Source organism: Klebsiella sp. MS 92-3, from assembly GCF_000195655.1.
Classification (GTDB): domain Bacteria; phylum Pseudomonadota; class Gammaproteobacteria; order Enterobacterales; family Enterobacteriaceae; genus Klebsiella; species Klebsiella pneumoniae.
Genome location: NZ_GL882817.1, coordinates 8,843 through 25,503, shown reverse-complemented (window position 1 = coordinate 25,503; position 16,661 = coordinate 8,843). Strand labels below are relative to the sequence as shown.

General features: G+C 57.8%; 15 protein-coding genes. 12 read left to right on the top strand and 3 right to left on the bottom strand.

Annotated features, from left to right (window positions below; all coding sequences use genetic code 11):
- The first annotated feature begins 193 nt into the window (after positions 1 to 193).
- The 9 genes from osmY (at position 194) to deoD (ending at position 9,261) form a co-directional block, all read left to right on the top strand.
- The gene (osmY, locus tag HMPREF9538_RS11610; protein WP_004146042.1) at positions 194 to 814 is read left to right on the top strand and encodes a molecular chaperone OsmY; all 621 of its coding nucleotides are present in this window, start codon (positions 194 to 196) and stop codon (positions 812 to 814) included.
- 129 nt (positions 815 to 943) lie between these two features.
- A complete protein-coding gene (locus HMPREF9538_RS0127835; protein WP_002887716.1) occupies positions 944 to 1,105 on the top strand; it encodes a DUF1328 domain-containing protein in 162 nt (53 codons plus the stop codon).
- A 153-nt stretch (positions 1,106 to 1,258) separates the two neighbouring features.
- Positions 1,259 to 2,332: a patatin-like phospholipase family protein gene (locus tag HMPREF9538_RS11615; protein WP_004146038.1), complete on the top strand. Its 1,074-nt coding sequence runs from the start codon at positions 1,259 to 1,261 to the stop codon at positions 2,330 to 2,332.
- Positions 2,329 to 3,123: a metal-dependent hydrolase gene (locus HMPREF9538_RS11620; protein ID WP_002887780.1), complete on the top strand. Its 795-nt coding sequence runs from the start codon at positions 2,329 to 2,331 to the stop codon at positions 3,121 to 3,123. The genes HMPREF9538_RS11615 and HMPREF9538_RS11620 overlap by 4 nt, the downstream gene beginning before the upstream one ends.
- Before the next feature lie 130 nt (positions 3,124 to 3,253).
- Complete coding sequence (locus HMPREF9538_RS11625) at positions 3,254 to 4,531, top strand: NupC/NupG family nucleoside CNT transporter (RefSeq protein ID WP_004146034.1); 1,278 nt, start codon at positions 3,254 to 3,256, stop codon at positions 4,529 to 4,531.
- Between the two features lie 416 nt (positions 4,532 to 4,947).
- Positions 4,948 to 5,727, top strand: a complete 780-nt coding sequence (gene deoC / locus HMPREF9538_RS11630; RefSeq protein WP_002887784.1) for a deoxyribose-phosphate aldolase — start codon at positions 4,948 to 4,950, stop codon at positions 5,725 to 5,727.
- 113 nt (positions 5,728 to 5,840) lie between these two features.
- On the top strand, positions 5,841 to 7,163 hold the full coding sequence (gene deoA, locus HMPREF9538_RS11635) for a thymidine phosphorylase (protein ID WP_002887787.1): 1,323 nt from the start codon (positions 5,841 to 5,843) through the stop codon (positions 7,161 to 7,163).
- Positions 7,164 to 7,215: 52 nt separating this feature from the next.
- On the top strand, positions 7,216 to 8,439 hold the full coding sequence (gene deoB / locus HMPREF9538_RS11640; RefSeq protein WP_004151380.1) for a phosphopentomutase: 1,224 nt from the start codon (positions 7,216 to 7,218) through the stop codon (positions 8,437 to 8,439).
- Between the two features lie 102 nt (positions 8,440 to 8,541).
- Positions 8,542 to 9,261, top strand: a complete 720-nt coding sequence (gene deoD, locus HMPREF9538_RS11645; RefSeq protein WP_002887789.1) for a purine-nucleoside phosphorylase — start codon at positions 8,542 to 8,544, stop codon at positions 9,259 to 9,261.
- A 79-nt stretch (positions 9,262 to 9,340) separates the two neighbouring features.
- Here deoD and lplA read toward each other — a convergent pair whose 3' ends face one another.
- Positions 9,341 to 10,357, bottom strand: coding sequence for a lipoate--protein ligase LplA (lplA, locus tag HMPREF9538_RS11650; RefSeq protein WP_004146971.1), 1,017 nt, complete (start codon positions 10,355 to 10,357; stop codon positions 9,341 to 9,343).
- Positions 10,357 to 11,004: a YtjB family periplasmic protein gene (locus HMPREF9538_RS11655; protein ID WP_002887794.1), complete on the bottom strand. Its 648-nt coding sequence runs from the start codon at positions 11,002 to 11,004 to the stop codon at positions 10,357 to 10,359. The genes lplA and HMPREF9538_RS11655 overlap by 1 nt, the downstream gene beginning before the upstream one ends.
- Positions 11,005 to 11,108: 104 nt before the next feature.
- Between HMPREF9538_RS11655 and serB the strand changes: the two genes are divergently transcribed.
- The 3 genes from serB to nadR are packed head-to-tail and all read left to right on the top strand — an operon-like array spanning position 11,109 to position 14,726.
- The gene (serB, locus tag HMPREF9538_RS11660) at positions 11,109 to 12,080 is read left to right on the top strand and encodes a phosphoserine phosphatase (protein ID WP_004177487.1); all 972 of its coding nucleotides are present in this window, start codon (positions 11,109 to 11,111) and stop codon (positions 12,078 to 12,080) included.
- A gap of 9 nt (positions 12,081 to 12,089) precedes the next feature.
- Positions 12,090 to 13,472 carry a DNA repair protein RadA gene (gene radA, locus HMPREF9538_RS11665; RefSeq protein WP_002887800.1) on the top strand — a complete coding sequence of 461 codons (1,383 nt, stop codon included), beginning with the start codon at positions 12,090 to 12,092 and terminating at the stop codon, positions 13,470 to 13,472.
- Between the two features lie 21 nt (positions 13,473 to 13,493).
- Positions 13,494 to 14,726, top strand: coding sequence for a multifunctional transcriptional regulator/nicotinamide-nucleotide adenylyltransferase/ribosylnicotinamide kinase NadR (nadR, locus tag HMPREF9538_RS11670; RefSeq protein WP_002887802.1), 1,233 nt, complete (start codon positions 13,494 to 13,496; stop codon positions 14,724 to 14,726).
- Between the two features lie 93 nt (positions 14,727 to 14,819).
- On the opposite strand, the gene ettA is transcribed toward nadR, so the two are convergent.
- Positions 14,820 to 16,487 carry an energy-dependent translational throttle protein EttA gene (ettA, locus tag HMPREF9538_RS11675; protein WP_002887805.1) on the bottom strand — a complete coding sequence of 556 codons (1,668 nt, stop codon included), beginning with the start codon at positions 16,485 to 16,487 and terminating at the stop codon, positions 14,820 to 14,822.
- Between the last annotated feature and the right edge of the window lie 174 nt (positions 16,488 to 16,661).

The window sequence follows — 16,661 nt, the reverse complement described above, 5'->3', positions numbered from 1 at the left end:
TGTTTTTTTCTGATTACGCCCCCGTTCCCTTCCTTCTGGAAAGTTCTTAAAACACCGCTAATTCGTCTGTTTTTTATCCATATCCTCCGCAACCCCTTCGTCTGTCTACTATATTTAATTCGTGTTTTTAAAAATGCTGGCGTAATTCACTGCGATAAGACGCCAGCGCTGGTGAAAAAACGAGGACATAACGATGACCAGACTAAAGAATGCCAATATGTTGCTGGCGCTCTTCTTAGGCTTAGCCGCGTTGAACGCCTCGGCAGAGACGGAAAAAACAACGGTAGACAGTGCGAAGTCGGCTGCCAGCAATGCGGGAGAGGCGGTAGATAATTCGATTAACAAAGTCGGCGATTTTATGGATGACAGTACCATTACCGCACGGGTAAAAGCGGCGCTGATCGACCATAAAGATATTAACTCCGGCGATATTTCGGTGAAAACGGAGAATAAAGTGGTCACCCTCAGCGGCGACGTCACCAGTGCTGAACAGAAAAGTCAGGCACTGAGCGTAGCGAAAGAGGTCAAAGGCGTCTCACACGTTAACGACAAGCTGACGGTCCATCATAAATCATCGAGCGAGACGGCGACGCTGAAAGGCTATGCCGGGGATACCGCCATTACCAGCGAAGTGAAAGCCAAGCTGCTGGCGGATGACATTGTCCCTTCGCGCAATGTGAAAGTCGAAACCAACGCCGGCGCGGTACATCTGACCGGTACGGTGGCTTCCGCGGCGCAGGCGGAGCGTGCCGCAGAGATTGCGAAAGCGGTCTCCGGTGTGAAAAGCGTGCGCAACGATCTTAGCGTTAAGTAAACCGAGTTATTAACAAAAGTGTTGTCTGGCCAAGGTTGCCGAACGAATAGCAGCATCCACTGAGCGATGAGCTATACAGAAGGGGTGCGCAAACCGCTGTTCACCGTCCATTATGGTAAGGAGAAAAGTATGTTTCGATGGGGAATTATTTTTCTGGTCATTGCATTAATTGCTGCGGCTCTGGGCTTTGGTGGTCTGGCGGGTACGGCCGCTGGCGCTGCGAAAATCGTCTTTGTCGTCGGGATTATCTTGTTCCTGGTGAGCCTGTTTACAGGACGCAGACGTCCTTAGGCGGCCCGCGATGCGGGCGATACTGAAGCCTAAGCATTTTTACTGACACGTCATCTTACACAAAGCCAGTCCTGAGGACTGGCTTTCGCGGTTTAAGCGGCGGGCAAATTGCGTTACCTTGTCAGGAGAAGATCAATCGAACAGGAAAGCAGGGTGGGGCAACGCATTCCCGTCACGCTGGGCAATATCGCCCCGCTGGCGGTTAAACCCTTCCGACCAGGCAAGCTGGCGCTGGTATGCGAAGGCGGAGGACAGCGAGGGATTTTTACTGCCGGGGTGCTGGACGAATTTATGCGCGCCGGATTTAACCCCTTTGACCTGATGCTGGGTACTTCCGCCGGCGCGCAAAACCTCTCCGCCTACATGTGTAATCAGCAAGGCTATGCCCGCAAAGTTATCACCCGCTACACCACTTCACGCCAGTTTTTTGATCCGATGCGCTTTGTGCGCGGCGGCAACCTTATCGATCTCGACTGGCTGGTTGAGGCCACTTCGCAGCAAATGCCGCTTGCCATGAACTATGCCGAAGCGCAGTTCGCGTTGGGGAAAGAGCTGTGGCTATGCGCTTGCCGCGGTGACGATTACTCCGCCAGCTATTTTTCGCCGACGCCGCAAACGTGGCTGGATCTGATCCGCGCCTCCAGCGCCATCCCCGGCTTTTATCGCAGCGGCGTGTTGCTCGACGGCGTTAGCTACCTGGACGGCGGCGTCAGCGATGCGATCCCGGTGCAGGAGGCGGCCCGCCGCGGCGCCCAGACCATCGTGGTGATCCGTACCGTCCCTTCGCAGATGTTTTATACCCCGCAGTGGTTCAAGCGGATGGAGCGCTGGCTGGGAGAGAGTAGTCTGCAACCGCTGGTCAATTTGGTGCATCATCACGAAACTACCTACCGCGCCATCCAGCAGTTCATCGAGAAACCGCCGGGTAAGTTGCGGATCTTCGAAATCTATCCGCAGCGGCCGCTGCGCAGCATGGCGCTTGGCAGCCGACTACCGGCGCTGCTGGAGGACTACAAAACCGGGCGCCAGTGCGGCCGTTATTTCCTGGCAACGGTGGGTAAACTACTGGCCGACCAGCCGCCGCTGCTGCGCCACGCGCCGCGTATTGCCCGGCCCGCGCCGGTGGTGGTGCCGCCGGTGCCGGTGGCCAATGAAGCGCCCCAGGCGACCATCATTCCTGCGCCCCAGGCGAATGACCCCAGTTTTGATCATGAGGATCTGGCGTGACGCACCGTTTTATCGATACCCACTGTCACTTTGATTTTCCCCCCTTCGCGGCAGATGAGGTCGCCAGCCTGGCGCGTGCGGCGCAGGCCGGCGTCGGGCGAATTATCGTTCCAGCCATCTCTGCTGAGCGTTTTAGCCGCGTGCTGGCGCTGGCAGCTCAGCACGAAGCGCTGTACGCCGCGCTGGGTATGCATCCGATCGTCATCGAAGAGCATACTGATGAGGGACTGGCGCAGCTGGAAGCCTTGATGGCGCAGCGGCCGCCTAAACTGGTGGCGGTGGGAGAGATTGGCCTCGATCTTTATCGCGACGATCCGCAGTTTGATCGTCAGCAGGCGCTGCTGGAAGCGCAGCTGAGGCTGGCGAAGCGTTACGATCTGCCGGTGATCCTCCACTCCAGACGCACCCACGATAAGCTGGCGATGCTGCTGAAAAAACATGCCCTGCCGCGTACCGGAGTCATCCATGGCTTTGCCGGCAGCCTGCAGCAGGCCGAGCGCTTCGTTCAGCTTGGCTATAAGATCGGCGTTGGCGGCACCATTACCTATCCCCGCGCCAGTAAAACCCGTGAAGTGATGGCGCGTCTGCCGCTTTCCGCTCTGCTGCTGGAGACCGATGCGCCGGATATGCCGCTAAATGGCTTTCAGGGACAGCCCAATCGACCGGAACAAGCTGCACGGGTATTTGAGGCGCTGTGTGAACTGCGTCCGGAGTCGCCGGCAGCCATAGAAGAAGGGATCATGCACAATACGCTCGCCTTGTTTTCCCTTCCCCCGGCCTCTGTATGGTGATCGATTTCTCATAATTGTCCATCCATATCATTGATTTGCTTAAAATGTGTGAAGCCAGACGGGCAGGATAGTTTCAGGCCGATATAATCACGCGGTTAGTACTGGACTATCAAAAACACAGGGAATCTGTATGCAAATCCTCATGGGACTTATCGGCATGGTGGCGCTATTGGCCATTGCTGTGCTGCTCTCCAATAACCGAAAAGCCATTAACCTGCGCACCGTGCTCGGCGCCTGGATAATCCAGGTGGGTATCGGCGCGTTAATATTGTATGTACCGGCCGGGCGCGCGGCGCTATTAGCGATGTCGAATGGCGTCGCCAGCGTTATTGCCTACGGCAATGAAGGGATTAGTTTCATCTTCGGCGGGCTGGTCTCCGATAAAATGTTCGAGGTGTTTGGCGGCGGCGGCTTCGTCTTTGCCCTGCGCGTGCTGCCGGTGATCGTCTTCTTCTCGTCGCTGATTGCCGTGCTTTACTACCTGGGCATTATGCAGCTGGTCATTCGCATTCTCGGCGGCGCGCTGCGGGCAGTGCTGAAGACCTCACGTACCGAATCGCTGTCGGCCACGGCAAACATCTTTGTTGGCCAGACCGAAGCGCCGCTGGTGGTGCGTCCTTATATCGCCACCATGACTCGCTCGGAGCTGTTTGCGGTCATGTGCGGCGGCCTGGCCTCGGTGGCGGGCTCGGTACTGGCGGGCTATGCGCAGATGGGCGTTCCGCTGGAGTACCTTATTGCCGCGTCGTTTATGGCGGCGCCGGGAGGCCTGCTGTTTGCCAAAATTATCGTACCGGAAACGGAAAAACCGGACGATAACCCGGCTCATGACAGCCAAAGCGCTGACGCGGATAAACCGGCCAACGTGCTGGATGCCGCCGCCTCCGGCGCCGCGTCTGGTATGCAACTGGCGCTCAACGTCGGCGCGATGCTGCTGGCGTTTATTGCGCTGATCGCCCTGCTGAACGGCATACTCTCCGGCGTCGGCGGCTGGTTTAACCATCCTGAACTGTCGCTGCAGATGATCCTCGGCTGGATCTTCTCACCGCTGGCGTGGGTGATTGGCGTGCCGTGGCACGAAGCGACGGTGGCGGGGTCGTTTATCGGCCAGAAGCTGATCATTAACGAGTTCGTGGCCTACATGAACTTTGGCGAATATTTAAAGGCGGATGCCGAAGTGGCGGCGGCCGGGCTGCAGGTCATTTCAGATCACACCAAAGCCATTATCTCTTTCGCGCTGTGCGGCTTTGCCAACCTGTCATCGATCGCCATTCTGATTGGCGGACTCGGGGGAATGGCGCCCAACCGGCGGCAGGATATCGCTCAGCTTGGGCTACGTGCGGTAGCGGCGGGGACGCTGTCCAACCTGATGAGCGCCACCATCGCCGGGGTTTTTCTCGCCCTGTAAGCCTGTCTCCTGAACCAGCGGCCACCGTGCCGCTGGTGTTGCTGTAAATGTGATAATTCCATCACCACTCTCTTTTTTGAAAAAAGGTTTATATTTCAATTTGTAGCGTTTTTATTGCCCGTAAATTGGGCAAAATGTGCGCCACGCTATCGAGTGTATCTGTTATTATGTGTTATAATTATCACATTCTCATCGGCGGTATAGTATCGATTATGCTTAAGAGGGGACTAACGATAATTGCTGCGGTATTGAGTGCTAATTTGTGATTTTAATCACGTTACAGTAATGCAAATTAGTAAGTAGTTTTCATTAACTGTGATGAATGTCGAAGTGTAACGACGAGCGAATGTTACAATAGTAACAGACTCGCAAGGTGAACAAACTATTGATCCGGCATGACGCCGGCGGAGTATGAAATGACTGATTTAAAAGCAAGCAGCCTGCGCGCGTTAAAACTGATGGACCTGACCACTCTGAATGACGACGACACCAATGAGAAAGTCATTGCCCTGTGTCATCAGGCGAAAACGCCGGTGGGTAACACCGCGGCGGTCTGCATCTACCCGCGCTTCATCCCGATCGCCCGTAAGACGCTGAATGAGCAGGGGACGCCGGATATTCGCATCGCCACGGTCACCAACTTCCCGCACGGGAATGACGATATCGACATTGCGCTGGCGGAAACCCGCGCGGCGATCGCTTACGGAGCAGATGAAGTGGACGTGGTCTTCCCGTACCGCGCGCTGATCGCCGGCAACGAGCAGGTCGGTTTCGAGCTGGTGAAAGCCTGTAAGGAAGCCTGTGCGGCGGCTAACGTGCTGCTGAAAGTGATCATCGAAACCGGTGAGCTGAAAGAAGAAGCGCTGATCCGTAAAGCGTCTGAAATCTCTATCAAAGCCGGGGCCGATTTCATCAAAACCTCGACCGGTAAAGTGCCGGTGAATGCCACGCCGGAAAGCGCGCGCATCATGATGGAAGTGATCCGCGATATGGGTGTTGAGAAAACCGTTGGCTTCAAACCGGCGGGCGGCGTGCGCAGCGCGGAAGACGCGCAGCAGTTCCTGGCGATCGCTGATGAACTGTTCGGCGCCGACTGGGCCGATTCTCGTCACTATCGTTTTGGCGCATCCAGCCTGCTGGCTAGTCTGTTGAAAGCCCTGGGTCACGGCGACGGCAAGAGCGCCAGCAGCTACTAATCCCTTGATTTGCCGGATGGCGCTGCGCTTATCCGGCCTACGAATTGATGCCTGTAGGCCGGATAAGGCGCTCGCGCCGTCATCCGGCAATTTATTCTCTTTGGGAGGTTACCGTGTTTCTCGCACAAGAAATTATTCGTAAAAAACGTGATGGTCAGGCATTAAGCGATGAAGAGATCCGCTTTTTCATCAACGGCATCCGCGACAATACTATCTCTGAAGGGCAGATCGCCGCGCTGGCGATGACCATCTTCTTCCACGATATGTCTATGCCGGAGCGCGTTTCGCTGACCATGGCGATGCGGGATTCCGGTACCGTTCTGGACTGGAAAAGCCTCAACCTTAACGGTCCGATCGTCGATAAACACTCTACCGGCGGCGTCGGGGATGTCACTTCGCTGATGCTGGGGCCGATGGTGGCCGCCTGCGGTGGTTACGTACCGATGATCTCCGGCCGCGGCCTCGGCCATACCGGCGGTACGCTGGACAAACTGGAAGCGATCCCGGGCTTCGATATCTTCCCGGACGACAACCGCTTCCGCGAGATTATTAAAGATGTTGGCGTGGCAATTATCGGGCAGACCAGCTCCCTTGCCCCGGCCGACAAACGTTTCTATGCCACCCGCGATATTACCGCGACGGTGGACTCCATCCCGCTGATTACCGCCTCGATTCTGGCGAAGAAGCTGGCGGAAGGGCTGGATGCGCTGGTGATGGACGTCAAAGTCGGCAGCGGCGCGTTTATGCCGACTTATGAACTCTCTGCCGCGCTGGCCGAAGCGATCGTGGGTGTCGCCAACGGCGCCGGCGTGCGCACCACCGCGCTGCTGACCGATATGAATCAGGTACTGGCCTCCAGCGCCGGCAACGCCGTTGAAGTTCGCGAAGCGGTGCAGTTCCTGACCGGCGAATACCGCAACCCGCGCCTGTTCGACGTGACAATGGCGCTGTGTGTGGAAATGCTGATCTCCGGCAAGCTGGCGGCGGACGATGCCGAGGCGCGCGCGAAGCTGCAGGCGGTGCTGGATAACGGTAAAGCGGCGGAAGTGTTTGGCCGCATGGTCGCGGCGCAGAAAGGGCCGAGCGACTTTGTCGAGAATTATGCTAATTATCTGCCGACGGCGATGCTGAGCAAAGCAGTCTATGCTGATACCGAAGGTTTTATCAGCGCGATGGATACTCGCGCGCTGGGCATGGCAGTGGTTTCTATGGGCGGCGGCCGCCGTCAGGCATCGGACACCATTGACTATAGCGTTGGCTTTACCGAGATGGCGCGTCTGGGTGACCGCGTCGACGGACAGCGTCCGCTGGCGGTGATCCATGCCAAAGATGAGAACAGCTGGCAGGAGGCCGCGAAAGCGGTCAAAGCGGCCATTAAACTGGACGATAAAGCCCCGGAAATTACACCGACAGTCTATCGCCGTATCACTGAATAGCGATATACTGATCTGATCGCTTTTTTGCAGCGCAAGATGTATGGAGAACAAGATGAAACGTGCATTTATCATGGTGCTGGACTCCTTTGGGATTGGCGCAACGGAAGACGCAGACCGCTTTGGCGACGTCGGCGCCGATACGCTGGGCCACATTGCAGAAGCCTGCGCCAAAGGCGAGGCTGACCACGGCCGCAAAGGCCCGCTGAATTTACCGAACCTGACCCGTCTGGGTCTGGTGAAAGCGCATGAAGGCTCCACCGGTAAAATTGCCGCGGGTATGGATGGCAATGCCGAAGTGATTGGCGCCTATGCCTGGGCGCATGAACTTTCTTCCGGTAAAGATACCCCGTCCGGCCACTGGGAAATCGCCGGCGTGCCGGTGCTGTTTGACTGGGGCTACTTCAGCGACCAGGAAAACAGTTTCCCGCAGGAGCTGCTGGATAAGCTGGTGAAACGCGCCAACCTGCCGGGCTATCTCGGCAACTGCCACTCCTCCGGGACGGTGATCCTCGATCAGCTCGGCGAAGAGCATATGAAAACCGGGAAACCGATCTTCTATACCTCCGCTGACTCGGTGTTCCAGATCGCCTGCCACGAAGAGACCTTTGGCCTCGACAAGCTGTATGAGCTGTGCGAAATCGCGCGTGAAGAGCTGACCGAAGGCGGCTATAACATTGGTCGCGTGATTGCTCGTCCTTTCGTGGGCGACAAAGCCGGTAACTTCCAGCGTACCGGTAACCGTCACGACCTGGCGGTAGAGCCGCCGGCGCCGACCGTGCTGCAGAAGCTGGTCGACGAGAAAAACGGCCACGTGGTGTCCGTGGGTAAAATCGCCGATATCTACGCCAACTGCGGTATCACTAAGAAAGTGAAAGCCACCGGGCTGGACGCGCTGTTCGACGCGACCATCAAAGAGATGAAGGAAGCGGGCGACGAGACTATCGTCTTCACTAACTTCGTCGATTTTGACTCCTCCTGGGGCCACCGTCGTGACGTCGCTGGCTACGCGGCGGGTCTGGAGCTGTTCGACCGCCGTCTGCCGGAGCTGATGGAGCTGGTTGGTGAGGACGACATCCTGATCCTCACCGCCGACCACGGCTGCGACCCGACCTGGACTGGTACTGACCACACCCGCGAGCATATCCCGGTGCTGGTGTACGGCCCGAAAGTGAAACCAGGTTCGCTCGGTCACCGTGAAACCTTCGCGGACATCGGCCAGACTATTGCGAAATACTTTGGTACGTCTGACATGGAATATGGCAAAGCCATGTTCTGAGGTCATTGCCCGGTGGCGCACAGCGATCCGGGCCTACGATTTGTAGGCCGGGTAAGGCGTAGCCGCCACCCGGCAAAAACAACAATGTAAAAGGAACTGAAGATGGCAACTCCTCACATTAACGCAGAAATGGGCGATTTCGCTGACGTCGTTTTGATGCCGGGCGACCCGCTGCGCGCGAAGCACATTGCAGAAACCTTCCTCGAAGACGTGCGTGAAGTGAACAACGTGCGCGGCATGCTGGGCTTCACCGGTACCTATAAAGGCCGCAAAATCTCCGTGATGGGCCACGGGATGGGTATCCCGTCCTGCTCTATCTACACCAAAGAGCTGATCACCGATTTCGGCGTGAAGAAAATCATCCGCGTGGGATCCTGCGGCGCGGTGCGTGAAGATGTCAAACTGCGTGACGTGGTGATCGGCATGGGCGCGTGCACCGACTCTAAAGTGAACCGTCTGCGTTTCAAAGACCATGATTTTGCGGCGATTGCCGATTTCGGCATGGTGCGTAATGCGGTAGACGCGGCGAAAGCGCTGGGCGTTGACGCGCGCGTCGGCAACATCTTCTCCGCAGACCTGTTCTATACGCCGGACCCGTCCATGTTCGACGTGATGGAAAAATACGGCATTCTGGGCGTGGAAATGGAAGCGGCGGGTATCTACGGCGTGGCGGCGGAGTTCGGCGCGAAAGCGCTGACCATCTGCACCGTCTCCGACCACATCCGTACCCACGAGCAGACCACTGCCGCTGAACGTCAGACCACGTTCAACGACATGATCAAAATCGCACTGGAATCCGTGCTGCTGGGCGATAAAGAGTAAGAGCTGTTGTGCCGGGTGGCGGCTTCGTCTGACCCGGCCTACGGTTTTCCAGGCCCGCTAAGCGCAGCGGGCTTTTTTATCAGCGCACTGCGCCGGCAATCCACGCCGACAGTTCTTTCAGTTCCGCTTCCTGCTCCGGGAAATCGCCGACCAGCGCCTCGCACTGCTGCTGTAATACTTCTGCCCGATACTGACAGCCGACTAAGCGTGCCGCCAGGGCCTCCAGCGGCGCCGGGTTCAGGCTATCGGTAAAGGCCTGCGCGCGGGTGATATGCCCTTTTTCGACGTCAAAATGCAGCTCAACGCCGCCCCAGCGAAAGCGCTCGTCCAGAAGATGAGAGAAGGCCGGCGCCTGGCCGAAGTTCCACTCCCAGCTGCTCTGACGGGCGAATGTCTCAGCAAAATTTGGTAGATCCGGCGTGTTGTCCGGGGAGATCACCTCGGCGTCCACCCGTTCGCCGTAATGGCTGAAGAATGCTTCCTGGATCGCCTCGCAAACTTGCTGATGGGTAATGCCCGGCAGCAGCTCAACCAGGTTCGCCACCCGTCCGCGCACCGAGGTAATGCCTTTAGCCTGCAGCTTTTTCTGGTCCGGGTTGAGGTAGTTGGCGAGACGGCTTAAATCGGCGTTGAGCAGCAGGGTACCGTGATGAAAACCGCGGTCCATGGTTTCACGATAGGCGGAGCCGGAGACTTTGCGGTCGCCGCTGTCGGTTTTGACCACCAGATCGTTGCGCCCGGAGGCTTCGGCGGTTACGCCGAGTGAATTAAGCGCCGTCAGCACAATAGCGGTGGAGACGGTTTTGTCGTACTCCGGTTTGCCTGCCATAAAGGTAAAGCAGGTATTGCCGAGGTCGTGGAACACCGCGCCGCCGCCGCTGCTGCGACGGGCCAGCCGCACATGGTCTTCCTCCATGCGGCGGGTATTACACTCCTTCCACGGGTTCTGCGCGCGGCCGATGACCACGGTATCGGCATTGCGCCACAGGAACAGCACCCGCTGGGTGGCGGGCATCTGGCGGAAAATGCACTCCTCGACCGCCAGGTTGAACCACGGGTCGTAAGAGTCAGAGAGCAGGAGGCGCAATGTGGACATTATAGATTTCCTTTCTTTTCATCGTCTTCATCCTCAACCGGCTTGTTGGCGGTGAGCAGGAAGGGCGATTGCTGCCAGCGGGTGCGTTTGCCCTGCAGCAGCGTGCGGGTCAGCACCACGCCGATAGCCAGGGACAGTAACAGCATCAGGCGTAAGATATTGGTGGTATTATCCACCTGCTTCGCCTCGGTCGCCAGGGTATGAGTATCGAGGGTCAGACGCAGGTAGCCCAGCGGGCCGTTTTTTCCTGGCACCGGTTCGACAATCTGCTGGTTGAAGTAGCCGCCGGCTTTTTTACCATCCAGCGCCAGCCGGTCGCGAACCTCGACGCTTTCGCCAGAGCGCGCCACCAGGTCGCCCTGTTCGTCATATACGCCGGCGTCCAGGACGCGGCTGTTATGGGTTAGCTGGGTCAACAGCTGATTGATGCGCTTCTCGTCAGGCGTCTCGCTGCGCATCAGCGGCGCGAGATTCAGCACCACCTGCTGCGCCAGCGTGCGGGCCAGCTCTTCCAGCTGCGGATTGCGTTGTTTCTGACTGTTCTGACTGAACCACGAAGCGCCCTGCATCAGCGCGACGAGCAGGGCGAGACAGATAAGAACAATGACCGCACGATGCAGCCGGAATTTCAGTTTTGCGCGAACCATATTCCACCTTTGAAAATTTGCAGCTTAATGTTGCCAGAAGCGCTGGTTACAAGGTAGCCTCATGCGTTATTTTCCTCGCCTGAATGAAGAGATGTGGAGCCGTAATGCCTAACAGTTTGACCTGGTGCGACCTGCCTGAAGACGTTTCCCTGTGGCCTGGGTTGCCGCTTTCCCTGAGCGGCGACGAGGTCATGCCGCTGGATTATCACGCCGGGCGCAGCGGCTGGCTGCTGTATGGTCGCGGTCTGGATAAACGTCGGCTGACGGCGTGGCAGCGTGAGCTGGGCGCCGCGTTAGTGATCGTTGCCTCCTGGGTGGTCGAGGATTACCAGGTGATCCGTCTGGCCGGTTCGCTGACTCCCCGTGCGACGCGACTGGCGCATGAGGCGGGGCTGGACGTCGCGCCATTGGGTAAAATTCCCCATTTGCGCACCCCGGGCCTGCTGGTGATGGACATGGACTCCACGGCGATTCAGATCGAATGCATCGATGAGATTGCGAAACTGGCCGGCACCGGCGAGCTGGTCTCGGAAGTGACCGAGCGGGCGATGCGTGGCGAGCTGGACTTCACCGCCAGCCTGCGCCAGCGCGTGGCGACGCTGAAAGACGCCGATGCCAGTATTTTGCTGCAGGTTCGCGACGCGCTGCCGCTGATGCCGGGCCTGGCGCAGCTGGTGCTCAAGCTGGAAACGCTGGGTTGGAAAGTGGCGATCGCCTCCGGCGGTTTCACCTTCTTTGCCGAGTATCTGCGCGACAAACTGCATCTCGACGCGGTATTCGCCAATGAGCTGGAGATCCGCGACGGCAAGCTCACCGGCAACGTGCTCGGCGATATCGTCGATGCGAAATATAAAGCCAATACGTTGCGCAAGCTGGCGGAAAAGTATGAGATCCCAACGGCGCAAACCGTGGCTATCGGCGATGGCGCCAACGACCTGCCGATGATTAAGGCAGCAGGGCTTGGCATCGCCTATCACGCGAAGCCCAAAGTGAATGAACAGGCGGAAGTGACTATCCGCCACGCTGACCTGATGGGGGTATTCTGTATTCTCTCGGGCAGCATGAACCAAAAGTAAGAGGTAAACGTGGCGAAAGCTCCAAAACGCGCATTTGTCTGTAATGAATGTGGTGCGGATTATCCGCGCTGGCAGGGGCAGTGCAGCGCCTGCCATGCCTGGAACACCATCACCGAGATGCGCATCGCCGCGTCGCCGCAGGTGGCGAGAAACGAGCGTCTTTCAGGCTATGCCGGTAACGCCGGCGTGTCGAAGGTGCAGAAGCTGTCAGATATCAGCCTGGAGGCGCTGCCGCGTTTCTCCACCGGCTTTAAAGAATTCGACCGCGTGCTGGGCGGCGGCGTAGTGCCGGGCAGCGCGATCCTGATTGGCGGCAACCCCGGCGCGGGCAAATCGACGCTGCTGCTGCAAACCCTCTGCAAACTGGCGGAAGGGATGAAAACCCTGTACGTCACCGGGGAGGAGTCCCTGCAGCAGGTGGCGATGCGCGCCCATCGTCTCGGGTTGCCAACGGCCAACCTGAACATGCTCTCGGAAACCAGCATTGAGCAGATCTGTCAGATCGCCGATGAAGAAAAGCCGCAGCTGATGGTGATCGACTCCATCCAGGTGATGCATATGGCCGACGTGCAGTCGTCGCCGGGCAGCGTCGCCCAGGTACGGGAAACCGCGGCCTATTTGACGCGCTTTGCTAAAACTCGCGGCGTGGCGATTGTGATGGTCGGCCACGTCACCAAAGACGGCTCGCTGGCCGGTCCGAAGGTGCTGGAGCACTGTATCGACTGCTCGGTGCTGCTGGACGGGGATGCCGACTCCCGCTTCCGCACGTTGCGCAGCCATAAAAACCGCTTTGGCGCGGTGAACGAGCTGGGCGTCTTCGCCATGACCGAGCAGGGCCTGCGCGAAGTGAGCAACCCGTCCGCTATCTTCCTCAGCCGGGGAGATGAAATCACCTCCGGTAGCTCGGTGATGGTGGTCTGGGAAGGGACCCGCCCGCTGCTGGTGGAGATCCAGGCGCTGGTCGATCACTCGATGATGTCCAACCCGCGCCGCGTTGCGGTGGGGCTGGAACAGAACCGTCTGGCGATCCTGCTGGCGGTGCTGCACCGTCACGGCGGCCTACAGATGGCCGATCAGGACGTCTTCGTCAATGTGGTCGGCGGGGTGAAGGTCACGGAAACCAGCGCCGACCTGGCGCTGCTGCTGGCGATGGTCTCCAGCCTGCGCGACCGTCCTCTGCCGCAGGATCTGGTGGTCTTTGGCGAAGTGGGGCTGGCCGGGGAAATTCGCCCGGTACCGAGCGGTCAGGAGCGTATCTCCGAAGCGGCGAAGCACGGCTTTCGCCGCGCCATCGTCCCGGCGGCCAATGTGCCGAAAAAAGTGCCGGAAGGCATGCAAATCTTTGGCGTGAAAAAGCTTTCAGACGCGCTAAGCGTTTTTGACGACTTATAATAAGTTAAAAGGAGATTAGCGATGTCGTCATTTGACTATTTAAAAAGCGCCATTAAGCAGAAAGGCTGTACCCTGCAGCAGGTGGCGGAAGCCAGCGGAATGACCAAGGGGTATCTTAGCCAGCTGCTGAATGCCAAAATCAAAAGCCCGAGCGCGCAGAAGCTTGAAGCGCTGCATCGTTTCCTCGGGCTGGAGTTTCCCCGCCGACAGAAAAGCGTCGGCGTGGTGTTTGGTAAGTTTTACCCGCTGCATACCGGGCATATCTACCTGATACAGCGCGCCTGTAGCCAGGTCGATGAGCTGCATATCATTATGGGCTATGACGATACCCGCGACCGCGAGCTGTTTGAAGAGAGCGCCATGTCGCAACAGCCGACGGTGCCTGACCGCCTGCGCTGGCTGCTGCAAACCTTTAAATATCAGAAGAATATTCGCATCCACGCCTTCAATGAAGAGGGGATGGAGCCCTATCCGCACGGCTGGGACGTCTGGAGCCATGGGATCCGCGCTTTTATGAGCGAAAAAGGGATCGAGCCGAACCGGATCTATACCTCGGAAGAGGCCGATGCGCCGCAGTACCTTGAGCATCTGGGGATCGAGACGGTGCTTATCGATCCTAAGCGGACCTTTATGAATATTAGCGGCGGGCAGATCCGCGAGAACCCGTTCCGCTACTGGGAATATATTCCGACGGAAGTGAAACCGTTCTTTGTGCGGACGGTGGCGATCCTCGGCGGCGAGTCGAGCGGTAAATCGACGCTGGTCAATAAACTCGCCAATATCTTCAATACCACCAGCGCCTGGGAATATGGCCGGGATTATGTTTTTTCGCATCTCGGCGGCGATGAGATGGCGCTCCAGTATTCGGATTACGATAAAATTGCCCTTGGGCATGCGCAGTATATTGATTTTGCGGTGAAATATGCCAACAAGGTGGCGTTCATCGATACCGACTTCGTCAGCACTCAGGCCTTCTGTCTGAAGTACGAGGGACGTGAGCACCCGTTTGTGCAGGCGCTGATTGATGAATACCGCTTCGACCTGGTGATCCTGCTGGAGAACAATACCCCGTGGGTGGCCGATGGACTGCGCAGTCTTGGAAGCTCGGTGGATCGTAAAGAGTTTCAGTCGTTGCTGGTATCGCTGCTGAAAGAGAACGAGATCGAATTCGTCCATGTGAAGGAGTCGGACTACGATGCCCGGTTCCTGCGCTGCGTCGAGCTGGTGAAACAGCTGATGGGCGAGCAGGGGTAGGTGCTCTGCGGGCTGTAGCCCTCACCCCAACCCTCTCCCAATGGGAGAGGGAGCAAACATTAAAAAAGGCAACTTGCGTTGCCTTTTTGCGTTTTATTTCGCGATACGTTTGTACTTGATTCGCTTCGGCTCCAGCGCGTCGGCGCCGAGAGTGCGTTTCTTGTACTCTTCGTACTCGGTAAAGTTACCTTCGAAGAACTCAACCTTACCTTCATCCTGGTAATCCAGAATGTGGGTGGCAATACGGTCAAGGAACCAGCGGTCGTGCGAGATAACCATCGCGCAGCCCGGGAACTCCAGCAGGGCGTTTTCCAGCGCGCGCAGGGTTTCGATATCCAGGTCGTTGGTTGGTTCATCGAGCAGCAGGACGTTACCGCCGACCTGCAGCAGTTTCGCCAGGTGCAGACGACCACGTTCACCGCCGGACAGCTCGCCAACGCGTTTACCCTGGTCGACGCCTTTGAAGTTAAAGCGGCCCACGTAGGCGCGGCTCGGCATCTCGGTGTTGCCGATCTTCATGATATCCAGGCCGCCAGACACTTCTTCCCACACGGTCTTACTGTTGTCCATCGCGTCGCGGAACTGATCGACGGAAGCCAGCTTAACGGTTTCACCCAGGGTGATGGTGCCGGAATCAGGCTGTTCCTGGCCGGACATCATGCGGAAGAGGGTGGATTTACCCGCGCCGTTCGGACCGATGATGCCGACGATAGCGCCTTTCGGTACCGAGAAGCTCAGATCGTCAATCAGAACGCGGTCGCCGTAAGATTTGCGCAGATGGCTGACTTCCAGAACTTTATCGCCCAGACGCGGGCCTGGCGGAATGAACAGTTCGTTAGTCTCGTTACGTTTCTGATATTCAACGTTGTTAAGCTCTTCAAAGCGCGCCAGGCGGGCTTTGCCCTTAGACTGACGGCCTTTCGCGCCCTGGCGAACCCACTCGAGTTCTTTCTCGATAGATTTGCGGCGTGCGGCTTCCTGAGAAGCTTCCTGCGCCAGACGCTGGTCTTTCTGCTCCAGCCAGGAGGAGTAGTTGCCTTCCCACGGAATACCTTCGCCGCGGTCAAGCTCGAGGATCCAGCCGGCGACGTTATCAAGGAAGTAACGGTCGTGGGTAATCGCCACCACGGTGCCTTCGAAGTCGTGCAGGAAGCGTTCCAGCCAGGCGACGGACTCGGCGTCGAGGTGGTTGGTCGGTTCGTCGAGCAGCAGCATATCCGGTTTTTCCAGCAGCAGACGGCACAGCGCGACGCGGCGGCGTTCACCACCGGAAAGATTAGCGATTTTCGCATCCCAGTCCGGCAGGCGCAGGGCGTCGGCCGCGCGCTCCAGCTGGACGTTCAGGTTGTGGCCGTCGTGCGCCTGGATAATCTCTTCGAACTTGCCTTGCTGTGCGGCAAGCTTATCGAAGTCCGCATCCGGCTCGGCGTATTTGGCATAGACTTCGTCCAGCCCCTTCAGCGCGTTAACCACTTCGGCGACCGCTTCTTCCACGGACTCGCGCACGGTGTGCTCCGGGTTGAGCTGCGGCTCCTGCGGCAGGTAGCCGATTTTGATGCCGGGCTGCGGACGCGCTTCACCTTCGATCTCGGTGTCGATACCGGCCATGATGCGCAGCAGGGTAGATTTACCGGCGCCGTTCAGACCGAGCACACCGATTTTCGCGCCAGGGAAAAAGCTGAGGGAGATATTTTTCAAAATATGACGTTTCGGCGGAACCACTTTGCCGACACGATGCATGGTATAAACGAATTGAGCCACGTTGGACTTCGCCTCTTTCTATTTTGATAGATAGTTCAAAGCCGAAGTGTAGCCTTTTTCGCGCGCTAATCCCAGCGAGGCGACAGGATTCACAGAAGCGTAAAAAAATGTCCAGGACATGGCGCGTTTAGCGTTGTCTGATTAGCATAAGTAAAGCCGCCCCCCCCCCCCCCC

Coding starts and splice junctions, on each gene's coding strand:
- osmY (WP_004146042.1), top strand. CDS start 194: ATGACCAGACTAAAGAATGCCAATATGTTGCTGGCGCTCTTCTTAGGC.
- HMPREF9538_RS0127835 (WP_002887716.1), top strand. CDS start 944: ATGTTTCGATGGGGAATTATTTTTCTGGTCATTGCATTAATTGCTGCG.
- HMPREF9538_RS11625 (WP_004146034.1), top strand. CDS start 3,254: ATGCAAATCCTCATGGGACTTATCGGCATGGTGGCGCTATTGGCCATT.
- deoC (WP_002887784.1), top strand. CDS start 4,948: ATGACTGATTTAAAAGCAAGCAGCCTGCGCGCGTTAAAACTGATGGAC.
- deoB (WP_004151380.1), top strand. CDS start 7,216: ATGAAACGTGCATTTATCATGGTGCTGGACTCCTTTGGGATTGGCGCA.
- deoD (WP_002887789.1), top strand. CDS start 8,542: ATGGCAACTCCTCACATTAACGCAGAAATGGGCGATTTCGCTGACGTC.
- lplA (WP_004146971.1), bottom strand. CDS start 10,357: ATGTCCACATTGCGCCTCCTGCTCTCTGACTCTTACGACCCGTGGTTC.
- HMPREF9538_RS11655 (WP_002887794.1), bottom strand. CDS start 11,004: ATGGTTCGCGCAAAACTGAAATTCCGGCTGCATCGTGCGGTCATTGTT.
- serB (WP_004177487.1), top strand. CDS start 11,109: ATGCCTAACAGTTTGACCTGGTGCGACCTGCCTGAAGACGTTTCCCTG.
- nadR (WP_002887802.1), top strand. CDS start 13,494: ATGTCGTCATTTGACTATTTAAAAAGCGCCATTAAGCAGAAAGGCTGT.